The organism is Ktedonobacter sp. SOSP1-85, from assembly GCF_016587415.1.
GTDB lineage: Bacteria > Chloroflexota > Ktedonobacteria > Ktedonobacterales > Ktedonobacteraceae > Ktedonobacter.
Genome location: NZ_BNJI01000002.1, coordinates 142162 through 160360 on the forward strand (window position 1 = coordinate 142162; position 18199 = coordinate 160360).

Sequence of the window (18199 nt, forward strand, 5' to 3'; positions counted from 1 at the left end):
ACAGAGACACCTTCGAATCCCTTCTGTTTGTGTCTTGACAAAGGGGTCCACAAAATGTTGCGACGAAAGTCTCATTTTGAAAGCTTGGGGTATCCGACGGTTGCATCTTTTTCTTTCCTTCGTATTTCCTTCGTATTTATCTATGGTAAGTATAGATAAGAAGCAGCTCTAAAGCAATGTGACTATGACAAGTAGGGGCGGCTGATCGGGCTACATCTTTGTGGATTAGAACTCGCACAGGTTCCCTCGGAAGTATGGCAATTTTCGTCGCTGTGACAGCTTTGTTTATCTACCGGTCAGCTTATTATGTTGCCAGCGGAAGTGAATAACCTCTTTGCTCTACAATCGCTTACTCCAAATCACCACCAACTTAGCGTTCTGCCAATGGAAGTGGGCAAACTCTCCGCTCTACACATACTTTGGCTGGGCAGAAATCAAATGAGTATATTGCCAGCGGAAATAGGCAAACTCTCCGCTTTGCGGTGGCTTACAGCACTTGCTTGTTGACGATAGAGGGGAATGTCACTTCTTCACAGGAAGCACAACGACAATGAAGGACGTTCAAGTGCCACTTCAATCAGAGGTACATCTCGTTGCGAACCCCTAGACTCTTGCATTTCGCACGCGTTTCTGTTTGCCCTTTCTCCCTCCTTTGAGTTGTGCCACAATCAAGATGCTTATGATGACGAGCAGAAACCATGAGCTAATCTTCTCAGGCGAGACAATACGCCACATCTGTACCTGGTCAGGATAAGCCCATGCGCCGAAGAAGGTTGCAATGTTCTCTGCAATCCAGATAAAAAAGCCTATCAAAAAAAATGCCGCGATAAGCGGCATGCGATAGGACTGGTGATCGACTGAATAGAGAACGCCTGTCCGCCAGAAAACGCACGCCAGGAGAACAACTAGCGGCCAGCGCAGGTCAGGAATGAAGTGGTGCGTAAAAAAGTTCAGGTAGATCAGCACTCCCAACGGAACGATCCAGTATAGCGATGGCCAGCGCACCATCTCCAGATGCAGACGATGCCAGGCCTGACAGATATAGCTTGCAACACTGGCATACATAAAGCCGCTATAGAGTGGAACACCGCCCACCTTTGTCCATGCGTCCTCTGGATATGCCCACGAACCCATATGAACTTTGTAGAGTTCCAGGAGGAGTCCCACGAGGTGAAAGACGGCGATCACTTTGATCTCGTCTTTCGTCTCCAGCCCGCTACGGTACATGATCCATTGCGTTCCCAGACAAACGCCCAAGAGAATATCATAACGATGTGGTAACGCAAAGTGTTTTGAGAGCGCCAGTGAGAGGAAGATGACAGCAGGAAACATACATGAGAGCGCTTCTTGTGTAGTGAAGTGAAAAAGAAAATGCACGATTTTCAATGGATGCTATCTCCTTTATTTTTTGCTACACGATGATGAGGATGTGATGCATGACTCTGTTGAGAACCGCAGGCAGAACTAAAAGAAGTGTAGAGCTCACGCGGAGAAAACGCGAGTGGTTAGACACCAGATCAACGGTACTCGTGTGAAAGAGATGCAATAGTATTGCAACACCCGAGACCTTCTAGGCTGTACTCAGGTGATTGGTTGAAGTGTCGTTACTGAAGTATCAAGAGAAGAGCATTGCTTCCCTGAGCAATTGCACAGGAAGTAGGACTACACCCCAAACAGTAGCCGTCTATCTCAAAGTATGGTGTTGCTCGATACTGCTGCTTCCTCACTTCGCCCGAAACTGGGAAGGACTTCGCCCAACATTGGGTGGTTTTCCTCTTCCCATTTCATATCCTCGTTGAGTACACTTACCCCTGACACAGAGAGATCAATACCGAAGAAGGAGCTACTCGATGTCTCACCTGTTTACTCGCGCCTTACTCTCACTCATGACAAGAAGACCGTATGTCATACTCACAAGATGGGGAGGGATTGTTCTGCTTGTGATAGCGGGGATACTGCTCACTGTTCATCCTCCTGCTCCCTATGGGGCATCTCCCGCCGTTCAGGGGACCTCGCTTTCTGCTCCTCCCGTCACCCAGGCAGGTGGAGGCGAAAACACGGACATGCCTTTCAGCCCATCCTCTCAGCAACAAACCTTTGCCTGTGGCATCGGGGATGTGGCCTGCTACAGCAATGAGTTTCTGGCCAACCTGACCGAGCAGATCTGGAATATCGTGCGCCCCATCATCGAACTCTTTATGCAGAATCCCTTCAATTTCCTGTCCCAGACACCCGCGCTCGCTACCTATGACAACAGCCAGATTCAGCAGATGGTGAGCTGGGAGTTGGGCTTTCTGGATACCGCCGTGGTGGTCCTTGTCGGCTTCCTGGCCTACAATGTGCTCATTGGGCGAAGTATCGGCGTTCCCATGCCCTCCCTGCACGAAGCCCTTCCCCGGCTCTGCGTGGCCTTTCTTGCCGCTCACATCAGCCTGTATGTGTGTCGGCTCATTATTGACTTCAATAATGCCCTCTGCCTGGGTGTCGACGAGCTATTTCTTCACTCTTTTCTCAAGGACACCCTTTCCCTGATGATTAACTTCGTGGGGCAAACACCCGACCAGGTCGCCATCGGCTTCCTCTTGCGCGTCTGGTTTGTGATCTTCCTCTTCTGGCACATGGTCTGGCTCGCCTGGCAAATGCTGGTCCGTCTTGCCGTGGTCGCCTTGCTCACTGCCCTCTCTCCACTGGGCCTGCTCTGCCTGGCGCTGCCGCAAACCCAGCGCTGGGGCCAGATCTGGCTCTCCGCCTTTGTCTCCACCGTCATGATCCAATTTCTCCAGATCACCGCACTCAGCCTGGGAGTGCTCCTGGTCAGCTATAGCACCAGCATCCAGATCAGCACAGGCCCCGTCGCAGGACTCGACACCATCATCCAGCAAATTGTGGCGCTTCTTCTGAGTGGAGCCGTGTTCTACCTGGTCCCACGTCTGCCCTCCATGATCCAGAACTATGCCCTGCGTCCGATCTTGCAGGCGCAACAGCAAGCCGACTCCGTCCAATCACAGGTCACGACCCAGGTCGAGTCGATGGCCATTCGAGCTATCGCGGCCCTCTAAGCGAAGGGAAAGGTAGGAGAGAAAGGATGCTCAAGTTCCTTCTTCTTGGCGGCCTGGTCCTTGTTGTGTTTGGAATGTTTGGCACAAGCATGACCGTGGCAATGGACGCACAAGCTCAGGGAGCCCCTCAGACAGCATATCCAGGTCTCTCAACCATCGATACCTCGGACTCGGGCAAACGTGGCGACGTGGTGCAATGGGCGCTCAAGATGGCGGCTCACCTGCACTGCACGCCCGCTCGCCTTCCTACCGATTGCCAGGGCAGTGGCGCTGACCACTACTATGACGCGGGTTTCCCGCCTGAGATCGTCGTGTGGGCCAACGCGCACTGTCCCGGGTGTGCCTCCTGGAGTTCGGATAACTTTCAGTGCGTGGTGTTCGTCATCGCCGCCTATGCCTATGTCCAGCCACTCCCCGTCCAGGAGCAGAATGCCAATCAGTACTGGGAGCACTTTGCCTCCCAACCTGGCTGGCAGCGCCTCCCTGCGCGTGGGAACCTCCCACAACCTGGCGATATCATGGCCTGGAATGGAGGGGTCTATGGCCATGTGAGCATTGTCCTTGGCGTTGCCCCTCACCATACCGCCATCACCTTTGCCCAGGCCAATGGCGAGTTCCCGGTTCAAACGCTTCCGCTCAACCCGGATGGATCAGTCAATACTCAGAACGGGTACTGGAATGCCTTTGAGGTGGTGGGCTACCTCCACCCCCTGACCCTTTCCTAAAGAAAGAACGAAAAGGAGAGAATAACAATGATTACCATGATTTACTGGCACCCGGCGCTCGCTGCCACCGTGGTGCGGGTCCTGGAAGGACTGCCTGCGCTTCACCTTGTGGGCTGGCTCGCTGACCATCCCATTCCCCATCCCCTCTTCCCACTCGCCATAGCAGCCGCTGGGGGAGGAGGAGGGGACGCCTCGACTATCACACAGTTTTTCAAAAATCTCTATGACAACGGCATCAAACCCGTGGCCTATGCTGTCGCCCTCTTCTTCTTTGCGTGGGGAGCCATTGGCCTGATGTTTCCTCATGAGCGATCCCAGGATCACGCGAAGGCCGCGCTCTACCGCGCGCTGGGAGGGCTGGCCCTCGTGTTGCTTGCAACGGCCATCTCGTCCATCATCAATAACGCCGCCCCCTGATTGGGTGAAGAGACACGCCCAGCTCTTTCCAAATGAAAGGAGTTTTTTGCGATGACATCGACCCACACGACAGAGGTATCCACTAGACGCCAGACCTACACCGTGCCCACGCACATAAACGAGCCTGATAAGCTGCTCTTTGGGCTCACCGCACGTCAGCTTCTTCTCCTCATCACGGGCGCAAGCGTGGCCTATGCCACCTGGCTCCAGGTGCTGACCTGGGCCATGGCCTGGGGGCAGGATCTGCTCTGGAGCCAGATGCTCGCGTTGCTGGTCGTGCTTCCACTCATTCTGGTGACACTCGCCTTCACCTTCCTCCAGATTGCCGATCGCTCGCTTGAACTCTGGGTCGTGGTCTGGATGCGCGCGCCTGGCTCCGGTGACCTCTGTCTGGCGCAGCGCCAAATGGGATGAGACCGAGCAGCGTCGTCTTCACGCACGAAAAAGAGCCCACACACGGCAGCAGGCACAGGGACAGCGTGAGCACGAACAGGAGGGATGGTCATGACCGTGCAGGATGAGCAGCTCACCAACGAAACATCGTACCTCACAGCACAGCAGGAGCGTTCCCAGATGGGAACGATTCGCTCAGAACGCGCGCGCGCGCAACGTCCACCTCGTACTCGTCGCCGGCATCGACGGAAGCGGAAACATGGGAGCGTGCAGCAGCAATTTGTCTTGCTCGATCACATTGTTCAGGATGTACAGGTCAATCGGGCTCCCCTCTCAGAGGGACCGCGGGAACGTGACTATCTGGCAGCCCTTGAGATTCGAGCCACCAACTACACGCTCAAGTCCCCCCAGGAGCGCTCGACGATGATGCTGGCCTTTCGTTCGCTCTTGCGTTCGCTGCGCTTTCCCATCCAAATCCTCATTCGTTCTCAGCGTATGGATCTCTCCACCTATGTGGAAGAGCTTCATGCTCACGAGGCCCTCTGGCAAGGAGAAGCCTCCGAAATCGCCATCTCGCATGAACGCGCGATGCGTCTACTTGGAGCTGAGCGTACCCTCATTGATCGCCGCTTTTACCTCCTGCTCACCGCTGATCAAGAAAACGCGCAGAGCACCTGGAACAGCTCCCTCTGGCGCCTGCTCAGCCGTCGAGCCAGAACGCGTGCGCGACAGGCACGCCTGGACGAAGCCCAACAGATCCTTGCCACCCGCGTTCAGGCCATACAACATCAACTGGCCGCGATGGGGTTACTCAGCCATCGCCTGGCAGGCAAAGAACTGGCCGATCTGACGCATGGTGCGCTCCAGGGAGAGCAGGCGCTGCGCTTTCCGCTACCTGAACGCATCTTTGCCCTCTCCGACAAACCCTTCGCGCGTCCAGCCCTTGATGCGCTCTCGCCCTCGTCCCAGGAGGAAGAGACCTCGTTCGATCCGTATACCGTCGAGATGGAAGAGGCCTTGCTCCTGCCCTCAGCCCGTGACCGCTTGCTGGCACCTGCTGATCTCATGGCCCTCAAAGACCTGCTGGCCCCAGAAAGTGTTCGTGTTACCTCGCGCTATCTGCAGGTTGGCGCGGAATATGTGCGAGGGCTCGCCGTCGTTGGGTTTCCACGCGAGATTGTGGAGGGGTGTCTCTCACCGCTGCTCGCCTGTGATGAGATCTTTGATCTGTGTTTTCATTTCTCGCCACAAAACAATGCCGAATTCGTCAAGCGACTCCTCTTCCGCAAAGAGCAGTACGCCTCCACCCAGCGCATGAACCTGCATCGAGGCAGGCAGCAGGACCCCACCCTCCAGGTCGCTGAGGCCGATGTAACGGCGCTCATTGGGCCGCTGGCAGCTGGAGAAGAAAGCATGCTGGAGATAGGGTTCTACCTGTTAGTTCGTGCGCCCAACCTCGCCACTCTTAACGCGCGAACCGACCGTCTACACCAGATCCTGCATCAGCATCTCTTTGTGGCCCACCCAACCACCCTGGAACATGCTGAGGCTTTCCGCGCATGCCAACCCACCTGTATGGATACGTTGGGACGTACCTTCACAACGACCAGTACCGTCGCCGCCTGTACCTTCCCCTTCATGAGTGAGTCGTTCGCCATGCAGGATGGCACCTTTGTAGGGGTAACTACGAGTGGTGAACCCGTCCTGCTCAATCCCTGGGCGCTGGAAAGTCCCCATGAGTTTTGGGGAGGAGTCACCGGAAGTGGCAAGTCCTATGCCGTCAAGCTGTGGCTGCTACATCAACGCTTCCGCCATCCCGACACCCAGGTCCTCATTCTTGACCCGTCCCGCGAATATGAGCGCCTGGTCGACGTGTTTGGAGGAACGGTCCTTCGTCTCTCACCAGGGTCAGAGCACGCCATCAATCCCTTTGATGTGCTCCCGCGTGGCGTCGACATGGACTGGTATGTCACCACCCAGCGGCGAGGAGACCGGCTCGCAGAAAAGATGACGCAGTTGCACGCTTTCCTGGACCTACTGCTTGCTGAGTACATCCCTCATCCTACCACCCTCTCTGCGCGGGAGAAGGCCTTCCTGGATCGGGCCTTCTACGAGTGCTACCGGCGGGTAGGCATCACGACAGACCCACGCACCCATGATCGGCAGGCGCCCTTCTTGCGCGATCTCTACGATGTGCTCAAAAGCGGAGTAGTTGGCCAGGATGACTATGGGCTCGCTGATCGGCTGGAGCGCTACGTCCATGGTAGCCTCTCTGGTCTCTTCAATCGCCAGACCAGTGTCTCCTTGGATACTTCGCTCATCAGCTTTGATGTGAGCGAGTTACGGGGCAGTCGAGAACTGCGTCCCATCGGCATGTTTTTGATCGCGGAACTCATCTGGTCGCAGGCTCTCTTTCATCCACGCCCCAGGCGGTGCTACATTGATGAGGCCTGGTCCCTCATCGCCCATGAGGAAGGGGGGCGCTTTCTGGAACGCCTGGCACGTGAGGCACGCAAACACTACCTGAGCCTGGTCACCATCACCCAGAATCCGGAACAATTCATTCTCAACCCCTACGGCAACATCATCGCGCAGAACGCGCTCATCAAAGTCTTAAAACGCCTGGATAGCGTTGGCGCTCAGGCAGCCAGTGAGGCATTCGGACTCACACAGGAAGAAGAGCAGTTGCTCCTCTCCATGCCACAAAACCGGGCCTTGCTCTCTGTTGGCTCCAAACGCATGCTGGTTGAAATGAATGCCTCACCCGAAGAGCATGCTCTCATCACCACCGATCCACAAGAACTGGCAGTTCAACGCCAGCAGACACAGAAGGAAGGAAAGACAGCATGAAGAGCCTCTGGCCATTAACACAGCAAAAGTCTCTCTCCTTTGTCGCCCGCATCACCCCTGCTCGCGGGATGACACTGGTAGAACACAGCGGCCTGGAAGGCACCATGCAATCCCTGGTGCTGCAAGGAAGCGCGCTCGCTCTGGAAATCGCAAGCACACCTGCCAACGCACACCAGGCACGCAGCGTGCAATTTCTGCTACGCGCCCCATCTGAAGACGCTTTACGTGCCGCGACACGGCAGATCCAGGTGCGCTATCCCCAGGCTATCGTGCGCCACGTACCCCCTGAAGAAGACCCGTTCCACGTACAAGAACATGAGACAATAAGTGCGATGGAACTGCGAGCGGGGGGAGAAGCCTACGAGACGCTGCGATCCTGGTCTCCCGGGAAGTCCCCTGAGCAAGGGATCGATCCATTGCTCGGGGTGCTCACCACGCTTGAGCATCTTCCCGCCGGGATACGCGCCATTACCCAACTGGCGCTCACTCCGCTGCCGCCGACCTGGGCGCGCAAGTATCAACGCCTCTCCGTCGAACACCCACTTGAAGAAGAGCGAGAGCAACGTCGAGAGGCACAATCACGCCTGCGCCGGGACGCACCAGGCTGGGAACAACTCGTACTCCTGGGCATCGTGGTAGGGCTCCTGCTCGTCTGGAATTATGGTCAGGCGCATCACCTCGTCCCCTCGTGGCTCCAGGAGGATATGCTCAGTCTCCTGCATGGCTCCCTCCCCCATCTCTCCTCTTCCCAGCAAGCCATCCTTGGGATAGGGCTCGTGGTGGGAATCACGCTCATCGCGGGAACCATCAGAGGAATACACTGGCTGGGAGAGCGTCTGTTTGGTGAAACGCGCTACTACGATATGAAACGGGTGGCAGAGAAAATCAGCAAAAGTGCCTACCGGGCGCGTCTGCGTGTCTATCTCATCGAAGAGGCGGACCAGATGGATACAAATCAAGGGCAATCGCTTGCACAGGCACCACAAGCACAACTGGCAAACCTCACCATCAGAGCGCGGCTCGCGTCCTCCTGGCAAGCGTTGCAGCGCAAGCGAGCACAGCAACGGCGCCATCAACAGATGCATGCCACCCTCGTTGCCGCCTACAGGCATGCTCACACCGCAACAGCCTACTTCACCACCCACGGGCTCTCCGCACGTCACGCGCAGCGCCTGACGCGGGAAGACACCTGGTGGCAAGGTCTCCAACGGGGCTCGCTCTTTCTGACCGGAGAAGAAGTGGCCACCCTCTGGCATCTGCCACCTGGAGACCACTTGAGTGAAGGGACCAATGTGGAACAACGGCAAGAGCGCTCGCTGCTCGCCCCCCACGTGCTCACGACCGGGAACGGGTGGCAGCTTGGCACGTCAACACACGCTGGCAGAAGCGTGCCGGTGCGCTTTCCTCCCTCGGAACTGCTCAAGCATAAATTCGTGATCGGGCGGACCGGCAAAGGCAAGAGCACCCTTTTTCATCACCTGGCACTGGCGCATCTCTCTACCTGCCCACGACCGCAGCCTGGCCTCTGCGTCATCGAGCCGCACGGTGACTTGATCGAGGATCTTCTGGGGTTGCTGCCACCAGAACGAGAAGAGGAGGTCGTTCTTATCGACCTGCATCAACAGGGATTTCCTCCTGGGATCAATCCCCTTGATGCCACGCAGGTTGCCTCCCTGGAAGAAGCTGACCTCATTGTCAGTCATCTTTTGACGACCTTCAAAGGCATCTGGAGCACGGCCTGGGGACCACGTGTGGAGAATGTCATGCGCTTTTCGTTGAAGACGCTTTTAGAGGCCAACCGGACACTCGTACATACGGACCCCCACCAGGGTCCGGAGCAACAATACACTCTGCTTGATCTCACGGTCTTACTCAACAAACAGAGTTTCCGGGCGCGCGTGCTCGACCTGGTGGAGGATGTACATGTGCTTGACTGGTGGTATCAGTATTATGAACGTCTGGATGCCAGAATGCAGGATGAGATCACGACGCCCGTCCTGACCAAAATCTCGGCCTATGCCAGCGCGCCGATCTCGCGGCGTCTGCTTGGGCAACCCATCTCAACCATTGATTTCCGCCGCGTGGTGGAGCAGAGCCAGATCCTGCTCGTCAATACCGCAAGCGGATACATAGGCCAGGATGTCTCCTCGCTCATTGGAGCGTCCATCCTGGGTCTCTTTTCAGCGGCGCTCTCACGGCAACTCTCCCTCCCGCCAGCAGAGCGCAACGTCTTTTTACTCCTGGTCGACGAATTGAAGAATTACCCGGTCAATTACGGCTCAATCTTGAGCGAATTACGTAAAGCGGGCACCTTCCTGGTCCTGGCAACGCAATCACTGGCCCAACTCGATGTGGTGGACCGGGCCTTGCGTCCAACCGTGTTTGCCAACGCAGACCATCTCTTTGTCTTTACGCTCGCCGGAGAAGATGCCTACTTGCTACGGCACGAACTAGGGCACCTGCTCAGCCCCGAAGACATGACCAATCTCCCCGACTATACCTGCTACGCGCGCTGGTCGCTCAACGGGCAACGGTTACCGTTCTTTTCCCTCACCCTTGATCTGCCACCTTCCGGAAATACGAAAGTAGCAGAGCACCTGCGCGAGCAATGCACATTGCGGTATGGTCGCCCAGTCGATGAGGTCGATACCGTTCTTGATCTGCTCAATGCGCGTCATGGAGCGCGTCCACGCAAGAAAGAGAGTACTCCAACTCATGAACAGACAGCTTCCCCATCACCACAATCAGAGCCAGCCCTCCCTGCTCGGGAAGCACACAACTCAGATGTGGCACCATCATTCCCCCCACCTAACACCACGCCCATATCTTCCCTCTCTCGGATGGAGGAGAAAGAGAATGCAACTGTTCCCCAAAAAGTGGGAAAAAGGGATCAACCATGGGCAAGACGCCACACTTTCGAGCTTCTTGACATATGAGAACATTTGTCCTATACTTGAAAAAATAGTAGGCAAGAGAAAGAGCAGAACTGCATGATTCGCGCCCATAAGATCAGACTGCATCCCGCACCTGAACAGGCCAACGCCCTTGCTCGTGCCGCAGGCGTTGCTCGCTTTGTGTGGAATTGGGCGCTGGCCGAATGGAACCGCCAATACGAAGCCGGGGAGAAACCCACTGCCTTGAAACTCAAGAAGCAATTCAACGCGATCCGGCGGGTGCAATTCCCCTGGACATGGGAGGTGACGAAGAACGCCTCAGATCAGCCCTTTCTCGATCTAGGAAAAGCCTTCACCGCGTTTTTTGAAGGCAAAGCCAAATGCCCCACGTTCAAGAGCAAGAAACAAAACAAAGCCTCCTTTTACCTTGCCAACGATCAATTCGAGGTGGGGGATCACCGCCTGTGGGTTCCTAAGCTCGGATGGGTCAACATGGCGGAAAATCTACGCTTCAAAGGTCGCGTGACCGGAGCACGCATCACGAAAACAGCAGACTGGTGGTTTGTGTCTCTCCAGGTCGAACTCCCAGATGCGATCCCGACGAAGAAACCAGCCGCTGTTGGTATCGATGTCGGACTGAACCGATTGGCCACCTTGAGTACAGGAGAGGGAGTCGAGAACCAAGCCTTCCTCAAAACGGCGCTCAAAAAATTGCGTCAGGCCAATAAGCGACTGCATCGCCGCAAACCGGGATCAAAAAAACGCGAGAAAGCGCGTAGACAGGTGGCACGACTCCATTATCGTATTACCTCTCTGAGAGATGATGTGCTCCACAAGCTCACAACCAAGCTTGCCAATTGCTATGGAAGCATTGGCATCGAAGACCTCAACCTCAAGGGACTGCTCAAGAATCGGCGGCTGTCTCGTTCGTTCTCTGACGCAGCATTGGGCAAGCTGCTCTCCCTGCTCGGGGCGAAGGTAGAGCAGCGGGGTGGACAGGTGATCAAGGTGGGACGCTTCTTTCCTTCGAGTAAGACCTGCCACTGCTGCGGCTGGAAGTGGGAAGCGATGACGCTCAAAGATCGCACCTTTGTCTGCCAGAATCCATCATGCCCCTATTTTCAGTTCCCGCAAGATCGCGATCAGAATGCGAGCCAGAATATCCTGCGGGAAGCCCTTCACTTGATCGGGCTCATTGACCAAGTCGTCACCGGTATTGGCTCAGACGAGGACGTAAACTTGCCTGCGGACGCGGGGTAAGACCAAAAAGGCTTCGGCCTTGAGGCTCCTACGGATGAAACAGGAACAACAAAAGGTGTAGTAGAGCTATGCTTGCATACGTTTTACTACATTAATTGGAGCAGAGAATCACCATTACGCAGGAAGCACAAACGACCACAGTTCAGGCCGAGCAGGCACGCTCATCGAGCGAGAAACGAGTCCGTATTCGCCGCCCGAAGGCACAAGTGACGCAGACTTCAGCACCTGTTGATGAGGGACCTTCCCGAGAAGAGGCTGCTTTGCAACAAGAAATACAAGCCTCGCCTCAACCTGTTCCTTCCCCAACCTTACCTATCGAACGTATCTGAAGGCTCTCCCGGCTCACATTACGAGTGCGAGCCTGACTATGAAGGGTGTGTCTGTGAGACTGGCGTACTTGCCAGTCTCACAGACACACCCTTCATCCTGAGCGCCATAAGCGTGAATGTTCGCAGTCAGCAAGGATGCTACTTACGCACCATGCTATTCTGATACAGGAGATTGCGGGCGCTGTTGACAGCACCAGCTAGCGCTTGATAGCCCGCACTGTTTGGATGGAAAGAATCATGAAGCGCGTCATTCAGGCCCGCGATTTCGTTAATCCACTCCTGGCTTTCGTCAGCGGTACAGGCTTCGTGACCGGCGAAAGCCTGCTCAACCTCCTGCGTGGCAGCGGAGACTCCAGCCTGACTCGCTGCTTGCGCGATGGTGTCGTTCAATTGCGCAGCCAGGTCCCGAATCATCTGCATTTCGCCCGCGCCCAGACCCGTGTAGACGATAGGGTTATGACAGTCCGCGATAGTTGGGTCCGCGACGAGTAAAGGGTAACCAAGGATAATGATATCTGCTCCCGGTGCCGCTGTCCTTAGTTCCTTATAGACCTGAACCAGGCGTGGCTCCAGGTTCGTAATTCGTTGCGAGATCGCGTCGCGTCTGGATTTACAGGAAGTAAAGCTCGTGATGCAATTAGTTAGCTCAGACGAGAAACCAATATCATTGCCACCAATCGTGAGCGTAATGAGCGTCTTCCCGCGTGGGTAGCTTTGGAGTTCACCAAGTTGTGTGCCAGGTAACCAGGAATACTGAACGGTCTTGTCAATGTTATCCGCCACGGCTCCTGAGCAGGCAATCAAAATGGGTGTTGGTGCGCCAGAAGCAAGCAGATACGGATAGCTCTTGGTGGAGCGATAGCAATTCTTCGCGCCATTATAGGGCGGCGCGCCGTCGCCAGCCGTGTAAGAGTCACCAAGAGCATAATAGTTGTCATAGCTCCCAGAAAAGCCTTTTGTCCGAACTTCAATAGGATCGGACGACGGCCCCTGAGTTGTTTCCGCTACAGGCGTGATACTAAAGCGATACCAGCGTCCTACCTGTAAGCCGGTTAGCGAATACGAGGTACCAGTCACAACCGTTGGAAGCTGCGTCGTTTGCCCGCTCACCAGGTCCGTTTCATTGATCAGGTACCCCGTCGCGTTCGTTGCCGCGCCCCAACTGAGTGATACCTGCTGGTTGCCAGGCGTGCCATTGAGAGACGTTGGCTTGCCCGGTGTCACCGCCTCTGCCAGAGCGCCGCCAGGGAAAAAAATAGTTCCCGCCATCGCCACGATAGCAGGAACGAAGAGCATGAGCCAGAAGCGTGAAAATAATGGGAGCTTTTGGCCTCTCACCGAAACATGAGGGGAGTGTCGCATGGTTCCTTCCTCTCTTTACTCGAGCCGATTCAGGGAAACACCAATACATCCTATGTGGTATTTGCCACTACGCTCACCTCTGAGCGCACTCGAGCAGATCTATTTCAAGAGTAACATGCAAAACACTCTATTGCAAGCGTTTGAGGTATGGATTCGGAGAACCTTTGTACCTGCGACTTCGCGTCCTCTGCCACGTTTCACCTGTCCGGCTCAGGAGGCCCGCGTCTCTAGAGACGCGGGCCTCCTGAGCCGGACAGGTGAAAAGCAAATTTATCCCGTTGCAATAACCACTGCCTTTTCAGCCTGAATATGCTGCTGGAGTTGGGCCTGTCTGAGCCGTAGCATCCCTTGCAATGCCTCAGGAGAAATGCCTTTGTCCAGAATCTCGACAATCTGTGTGAGCCCCAGTCCAAGCTCCTTAAACGCCAGAATGCGATGCAGGTACGACAACTGATCCATCATAAGAATAGCGCCATGCGGGGACCTCAGGCTTGAGCCATGGAGAGGAGCATGGAACACTCCGTTTCTCATTGCATGCAATTGACGAATAGTACTCATATATGGTACACTTTGTGCATGGAAAGAACCGTGCGGATTCAGCTCCAAACGACGGGAGAACAGGCCAGAGCCTTGCAGGAGACGCTGGCTCAATTTACCCTGGCCTACAATCATGTGTGCGCCTACGGCTGGCACCAGGGCGAGAAGAATGGCGTGCGACTGCACCACGCCACCTATTACCAGACCAAAGCCCTCTGCCCTGGACTGGTGAGCGACTTGCTCATTCAGGCTCGCGTCAAGGCCACCGAAACGCTCAGGAGCGCCTTCACCTGGAAAGCCAAAAAGGAAGCGGCTTCCTCCAAAAAAGCCGCCAGGGCGCAACAACAAGGCAAGCCTGCCCCACCCTTCAAGCCAGTTCGCTGTCCTTGTTCGCAGCACTGTGCGGTTCGCTACAATATCCATACCTACACCCTCGACTGGGCGAGTCAAACCGTTCGCCTCTCTACGACCCAGGGCAAGATGAGCCTTGCCTTTACCGTTCCTCATTTCAGCGAGCGCTATCGAGGCTGCAAGATTGCCACGGCCGATCTGCTCTGCTGCAACGGACGTTGGTGGTTGCATGTGGTGGTGAACGTCCCCGAGCCCGTGGTGCCGCCTCATCCCGAGGTCATCGGGGTGGACCTGGGCCTCAATCGCCCTGCAGTCACCTCCACGCGTCACTTCCTTGGCACCCGCCGCTGGAAAGAGATCGATCGTCGCACCTTTCGCCTTAAACGCAAGCTGCAGTCCAACGGATCCAAATCGGCCAAACGCCACCTCAAGAAGCTGGCACGCAAGCAGATGCGCTTCCACCGGGACTGCGATCATGTGCTCTCCAAACACCTGGTGCAGCAGGCTGCCCCTGGCAGTACGATGGTGCTTGAGAACCTGACCAACCTGCGAGAAGGGGTTCGTCACCGCAAAGGAGAGGGACAGCGCAGGCTGCATACCTGGTCCTTTGCGCAATTGTACGGCTTCATTGCCTACAAAGCTCAGGAGCGAGGGATCGTAGTCGAGCGAGTCGATCCGCGCCATACCTCGCAAACCTGTTCGCGTTGTGGGCATCAGGAGCGCAACAATCGTCGCTCGCAGTCGCTCTTTCACTGTCGCTTCTGTGGATATCAGCTCAACGCCGATCTCAATGCGGCGATCAATATTCGAGACAAATATTGTCTTGCTCAGAATGGTAGACCTGTTCTGAGTGGGCCGCTGTCAGACGGCCTCTCGTCTCAGGCTTCGGCCTAGGGACAAGCCCCTGCATGTATGCATGGGGTCTCTGACCGTGTAGAATCTATAGTCAGTCTCAGGGTCGACATGGATCGGCTTGAGGAGTCCGATCTCATCGTAGTAGCGCAAGCTGGTCATCGGCACCTCGGCGAGCCTGGCAAAATCGCGAATCTTTAACATCTCATTTTATCTCTTCCTGTCCGTTTGCAGATAGGTGAACAGTTCTTGTCACAAGCATACAACCTTCAGGTAGGGTGAAAGTCAAGAGGGGGAATGAGTGTTTGGCCGATCTGGTTCAAATGAAAGATGTGGGCAAAGCGAGGTCTTGCTCTATCTCTGACCCAAGGGTCAAGCCCGTTTCATATACTGGAAAGGGTCTGCACTCTGATATAGTATGTCTTTGCGTCGGCACTGCGAGGAGGGAAGGCGTTTGGGGCCTAGAAGACCTAAGACCTTCCAGACCCAAATACTTCTTCCGCGTGCGGGTCAGCAGGCACAAAGAAGTAATGAATCCGTAGAAGCAACCTGGGAGACTTTTTCCTTGACTGGTAATGCGGCTTCAATCAATCCCTCTTCGTCAAAGTAGCTGATAGCATCTCCAAGATTGATCAGTTCTAGATAGGAAATAATTGTTTGTAATTGTTCTATAGTCATGATCTCTCCCTCGCTGTCACTTAAAATTCCTCTCCATCAAGGAGACTTTTCCTTGGCGATACAGACAATATGTACCGGCATGAGATGCGGAATGGACATAAACAAATTATCATCGCTCAGGCACATCCTCTACCTTGCCAGACAATATGAGCATATATCAATATTTTGCCGGAGGCATGGGTCAATGTACCCATTTTCTCCAGGTTGGGTGAGAATCTGCCCTTCCTCTTACTTTACATCCAACCACTTTATTAACTCACCAACGAACTATTTGTTGTCATATTACAAAAAGTAAGTACATATGTCAATAGGTAGAGTTATCGGACCGAGCGTAAAACCCCTGCCTTGAGGCCTGTCTTTTCCCCACATCTTTTTGGAGGAACTTCACAAGCCCCTCGCTCTCCATGTGTTTGTGAAACACTCAACAGGGGGAGTTGGCCTCCTATGCTGTTCCACAAAATCTGATTGTAAAATGTGGGTAAAAGACAGCCATAAATGGCGGGGTCTTACGCTCGACGTGATAACGAATATATGAAGGCGTCTCACATAAGACAGTGAGCAGGCCTGAATGGCTGGTTCGATGGTTCAGAGAAACTACTACGTGGCAACTTCCCACACGAAAACACAAGCAGGCCAAAGGGTCCCTTTGGCCTGCTTGTGTTTTCTACCCTGCTCTAGTTTTCCGCATTGCTCCCCTTTCGATGTGGAGAACATGTGGAAAACCGTTATCAGGCATGTGAACGGCAGTGCCTCATACTCATTCACTCAACGCTGGCAATAATCATGCCTATCTGACCGGTTCCGGGGCCTGACATACAGACGCATTTTCCCCTGATGGCATCAGATGCGCGAGAAGCCTGGCCAGCGGATCGGTGAGAGGAACATAGATACAGGTCAAAAAGACATTAAATCCCAAATGCGCCATGGCTACTTGCATTCCAGAGCTGGGCCAGTAATACATGAGGAAGGCTGCAAGGGGATGCAGAAAAAAGAAGAGAAGGCACGCGCCAATGCACTTCGTCCCTGTATGAATTAGTGCCAGGCGTTGTCCCATGTAGGCATTGCGAGAACCGGCCGCCAGCAGCGAGGGAAGGGTCGTCCCAATATTTGCCCCCAGGATGACTGCCAGTGCCGGCACGAGAGGCAGAACGTGACGTGATGTCAGGGCAAGCACCAGCCCGATGGTAGCGGTACTGGAATTGAGCACCATGGCCAAGGCTGTTCCCATGAGAAGGAGGAAGAGAGGGGTATTGGCAAATGTCTGGAGTCACCTACTCCAACAAATTCCGAAAGAAAGGTTGTAAATTCCAACATTATTCGGCTCATGGCCACTTCGGGGGACGATAAGCTTATCTATGGTCTCCGTTTCCAAAAACGTGCTCGGAGCGTCAATTGAATAAACCTTTCAATTATCCTTTGCTCTCAAAGTGGACAAGAGCCGCTTCCTGTTGGAATTTACCACTTGGGCTGGTGTCAAACGGTGAAGCGATGAGTATCTTTCTCGGATCTTGAAACGTGCCATGCTGGGATGCATTGGAAGGGAACGACACGTCAGCTCTACTGTTTGTTCCAGCATCTCTTATTGAGACCTGGATGGAATCACGCGTCAACAGCAGAGGAGAACCAACCATGGCTCAGATCACGCCCATCGAACTACCAGCTTCAGGAGGGGTTAGCACCGGGGCAGGGGAAGTCTACTTTATTGGGAACGCCACCACCCTCATCACGTACGCGGGGTTCACGCTTCTCACCGATCCCGCCTTTTTGCACAAAGGAGACTACACTCCACTTGGTCACGGCATCTATACCCGGCGCGAGGTCGAACCGGCTTGCTCTCCCCAGGACCTGCCGCCACTCGACCTGATCGTCCTCTCGCACTATCACGGCGATCACTTTGATGAAGTGGCAGCGAGGGAGCTAGACAAGCAGATTCCCATTGTCACAAACGGGTACGCGGCGGAACAGCTCGCTCAGCTGGGATTTACGAACCTCCACACGATTGACACCTGGGAAGCGCAACCAGTCAGAAAGGGCGATGCCGAACTCCTTGTAACAGCTATGCCTGCCAAGCACGCTCCTGACGAAGTTGTCGAGCTCCTACCGCCAGTGATAGGCAGTATGTTAGAGTTCAGCCAAGGAGGAAAACATCTGTTCCGCCTCTATATTACGGGGGATACACTCATCCATGATCTCCTTTACGACATTCCCAAACGCTACCCCGACATTGACCTGGGGCTCTTCCACGTCGGAGGCACAATGCTCCTGGGCATACTGGTCACTATGAACGGGGAGCAGGGTGTGCAGGCAGTGAAGATCGTCCACCCTCGTGTGGCTATCCCGATCCACTTTAACGATTTCTCCGTTTTTCTCTCAGGGTTGGACGATTTTCAGGCAGCGGCAACGAAGGCATCCCTCACCACGAGCATGCACTACCTCCTGCAAGGCGACACCTATCAATTCAGCGTGGAGCGAGGCGGGATATGATGCTGTCC

The 18199-nt window shown here is 54.9% G+C and carries 15 protein-coding genes and 1 pseudogene; 10 read left to right on the forward strand and 6 right to left on the reverse strand.

Annotation, left to right across the window (positions count from 1 at the left end; genetic code table 11):
• Nucleotides 1–603: 603 nt before the first annotated feature.
• The gene (locus KTE_RS28880) at nt 604–1386 is read right to left on the reverse strand and encodes a DUF817 domain-containing protein (protein ID WP_201387547.1); all 783 of its coding nucleotides are present in this window, start codon (nt 1384–1386) and stop codon (nt 604–606) included.
• A gap of 464 nt (nt 1387–1850) precedes the next feature.
• On the opposite strand from KTE_RS28880, the gene KTE_RS47970 reads away from it, so the two are divergent.
• The 8 genes from KTE_RS47970 (at nt 1851) to KTE_RS28925 (ending at nt 11927) form a co-directional block, all read left to right on the forward strand.
• On the forward strand, nt 1851–3059 hold the full coding sequence (locus KTE_RS47970) for a type IV secretion system protein (RefSeq protein WP_236600718.1): 1209 nt from the start codon (nt 1851–1853) through the stop codon (nt 3057–3059).
• A gap of 26 nt (nt 3060–3085) precedes the next feature.
• Nucleotides 3086–3784 (forward strand): CHAP domain-containing protein, encoded by a 699-nt coding sequence (locus tag KTE_RS28895; protein ID WP_201387549.1) that lies wholly within the window; start codon nt 3086–3088, stop codon nt 3782–3784.
• 27 nt (nt 3785–3811) lie between these two features.
• Complete coding sequence (locus KTE_RS28900) at nt 3812–4201, forward strand: hypothetical protein (protein WP_201387551.1); 390 nt, start codon at nt 3812–3814, stop codon at nt 4199–4201.
• Nucleotides 4202–4252: 51 nt separating this feature from the next.
• Nucleotides 4253–4615, forward strand: coding sequence for a PrgI family protein (locus KTE_RS28905; RefSeq protein ID WP_236600719.1), 363 nt, complete (start codon nt 4253–4255; stop codon nt 4613–4615).
• 90 nt (nt 4616–4705) lie between these two features.
• A complete protein-coding gene (locus KTE_RS28910) occupies nt 4706–7444 on the forward strand; it encodes a VirB4 family type IV secretion system protein (protein ID WP_201387559.1) in 2739 nt (912 codons plus the stop codon).
• The gene (locus KTE_RS28915) at nt 7441–10380 is read left to right on the forward strand and encodes a type IV secretory system conjugative DNA transfer family protein (RefSeq protein WP_236600720.1); all 2940 of its coding nucleotides are present in this window, start codon (nt 7441–7443) and stop codon (nt 10378–10380) included. Before KTE_RS28910 ends, KTE_RS28915 begins: the two co-directional genes overlap by 4 nt.
• Before the next feature lie 54 nt (nt 10381–10434).
• The gene (locus KTE_RS28920; protein WP_201387561.1) at nt 10435–11598 is read left to right on the forward strand and encodes an RNA-guided endonuclease TnpB family protein; all 1164 of its coding nucleotides are present in this window, start codon (nt 10435–10437) and stop codon (nt 11596–11598) included.
• Nucleotides 11599–11693: 95 nt separating this feature from the next.
• Nucleotides 11694–11927 carry a hypothetical protein gene (locus KTE_RS28925; RefSeq protein WP_201387563.1) on the forward strand — a complete coding sequence of 78 codons (234 nt, stop codon included), beginning with the start codon at nt 11694–11696 and terminating at the stop codon, nt 11925–11927.
• A 138-nt stretch (nt 11928–12065) separates the two neighbouring features.
• Here the strand turns inward: KTE_RS28925 and KTE_RS28930 are convergent, their stop codons facing one another.
• Together KTE_RS28930 and KTE_RS28935 are read right to left on the reverse strand one after the other, a co-directional pair.
• Nucleotides 12066–13289, reverse strand: coding sequence for a GDSL-type esterase/lipase family protein (locus KTE_RS28930; RefSeq protein WP_201387565.1), 1224 nt, complete (start codon nt 13287–13289; stop codon nt 12066–12068).
• Nucleotides 13290–13559: 270 nt separating this feature from the next.
• Nucleotides 13560–13751 (reverse strand): hypothetical protein, encoded by a 192-nt coding sequence (locus tag KTE_RS28935; RefSeq protein ID WP_201387567.1) that lies wholly within the window; start codon nt 13749–13751, stop codon nt 13560–13562.
• Nucleotides 13752–13877: 126 nt separating this feature from the next.
• Between KTE_RS28935 and KTE_RS28940 the strand changes: the two genes are divergently transcribed.
• Nucleotides 13878–15071: an RNA-guided endonuclease TnpB family protein gene (locus tag KTE_RS28940; protein WP_201387570.1), complete on the forward strand. Its 1194-nt coding sequence runs from the start codon at nt 13878–13880 to the stop codon at nt 15069–15071.
• On the opposite strand, the gene KTE_RS28945 is transcribed toward KTE_RS28940, so the two are convergent.
• The 3 genes and pseudogenes from KTE_RS28945 to KTE_RS28955 form a co-directional block, all read right to left on the reverse strand.
• On the reverse strand, nt 15039–15233 hold the full coding sequence (locus KTE_RS28945) for a MerR family DNA-binding transcriptional regulator (protein ID WP_201387572.1): 195 nt from the start codon (nt 15231–15233) through the stop codon (nt 15039–15041). The genes KTE_RS28940 and KTE_RS28945 overlap by 33 nt on opposite strands.
• Nucleotides 15234–15539: 306 nt before the next feature.
• Nucleotides 15540–15707: a hypothetical protein gene (locus KTE_RS28950; protein WP_201377924.1), complete on the reverse strand. Its 168-nt coding sequence runs from the start codon at nt 15705–15707 to the stop codon at nt 15540–15542.
• 787 nt (nt 15708–16494) lie between these two features.
• Nucleotides 16495–16962 (reverse strand): annotated as a pseudogene (locus KTE_RS28955) (Na/Pi symporter); the annotation flags it as partial.
• 374 nt (nt 16963–17336) lie between these two features.
• Here KTE_RS28955 and KTE_RS28960 point away from each other — a divergent pair.
• On the forward strand, nt 17337–18191 hold the full coding sequence (locus tag KTE_RS28960; protein WP_201387577.1) for an MBL fold metallo-hydrolase: 855 nt from the start codon (nt 17337–17339) through the stop codon (nt 18189–18191).
• The last annotated feature ends 8 nt before the right edge of the window (nt 18192–18199 follow it).

Excerpts from the sequence above, each read along its gene's own strand:
- KTE_RS47970 (WP_236600718.1), top strand. The coding sequence starts at position 1,851 with ATGTCTCACCTGTTTACTCGCGCCTTACTCTCACTCATGACAAGAAGA.
- KTE_RS28895 (WP_201387549.1), top strand. The coding sequence starts at position 3,086 with ATGCTCAAGTTCCTTCTTCTTGGCGGCCTGGTCCTTGTTGTGTTTGGA.
- KTE_RS28900 (WP_201387551.1), top strand. The coding sequence starts at position 3,812 with ATGATTACCATGATTTACTGGCACCCGGCGCTCGCTGCCACCGTGGTG.
- KTE_RS28905 (WP_236600719.1), top strand. The coding sequence starts at position 4,253 with ATGACATCGACCCACACGACAGAGGTATCCACTAGACGCCAGACCTAC.
- KTE_RS28910 (WP_201387559.1), top strand. The coding sequence starts at position 4,706 with ATGACCGTGCAGGATGAGCAGCTCACCAACGAAACATCGTACCTCACA.
- KTE_RS28915 (WP_236600720.1), top strand. The coding sequence starts at position 7,441 with ATGAAGAGCCTCTGGCCATTAACACAGCAAAAGTCTCTCTCCTTTGTC.
- KTE_RS28920 (WP_201387561.1), top strand. The coding sequence starts at position 10,435 with ATGATTCGCGCCCATAAGATCAGACTGCATCCCGCACCTGAACAGGCC.
- KTE_RS28930 (WP_201387565.1), bottom strand. The coding sequence starts at position 13,289 with ATGCGACACTCCCCTCATGTTTCGGTGAGAGGCCAAAAGCTCCCATTA.
- KTE_RS28935 (WP_201387567.1), bottom strand. The coding sequence starts at position 13,751 with ATGATGGATCAGTTGTCGTACCTGCATCGCATTCTGGCGTTTAAGGAG.
- KTE_RS28945 (WP_201387572.1), bottom strand. The coding sequence starts at position 15,233 with ATGTTAAAGATTCGCGATTTTGCCAGGCTCGCCGAGGTGCCGATGACC.
- KTE_RS28950 (WP_201377924.1), bottom strand. The coding sequence starts at position 15,707 with ATGACTATAGAACAATTACAAACAATTATTTCCTATCTAGAACTGATC.
- KTE_RS28960 (WP_201387577.1), top strand. The coding sequence starts at position 17,337 with ATGGCTCAGATCACGCCCATCGAACTACCAGCTTCAGGAGGGGTTAGC.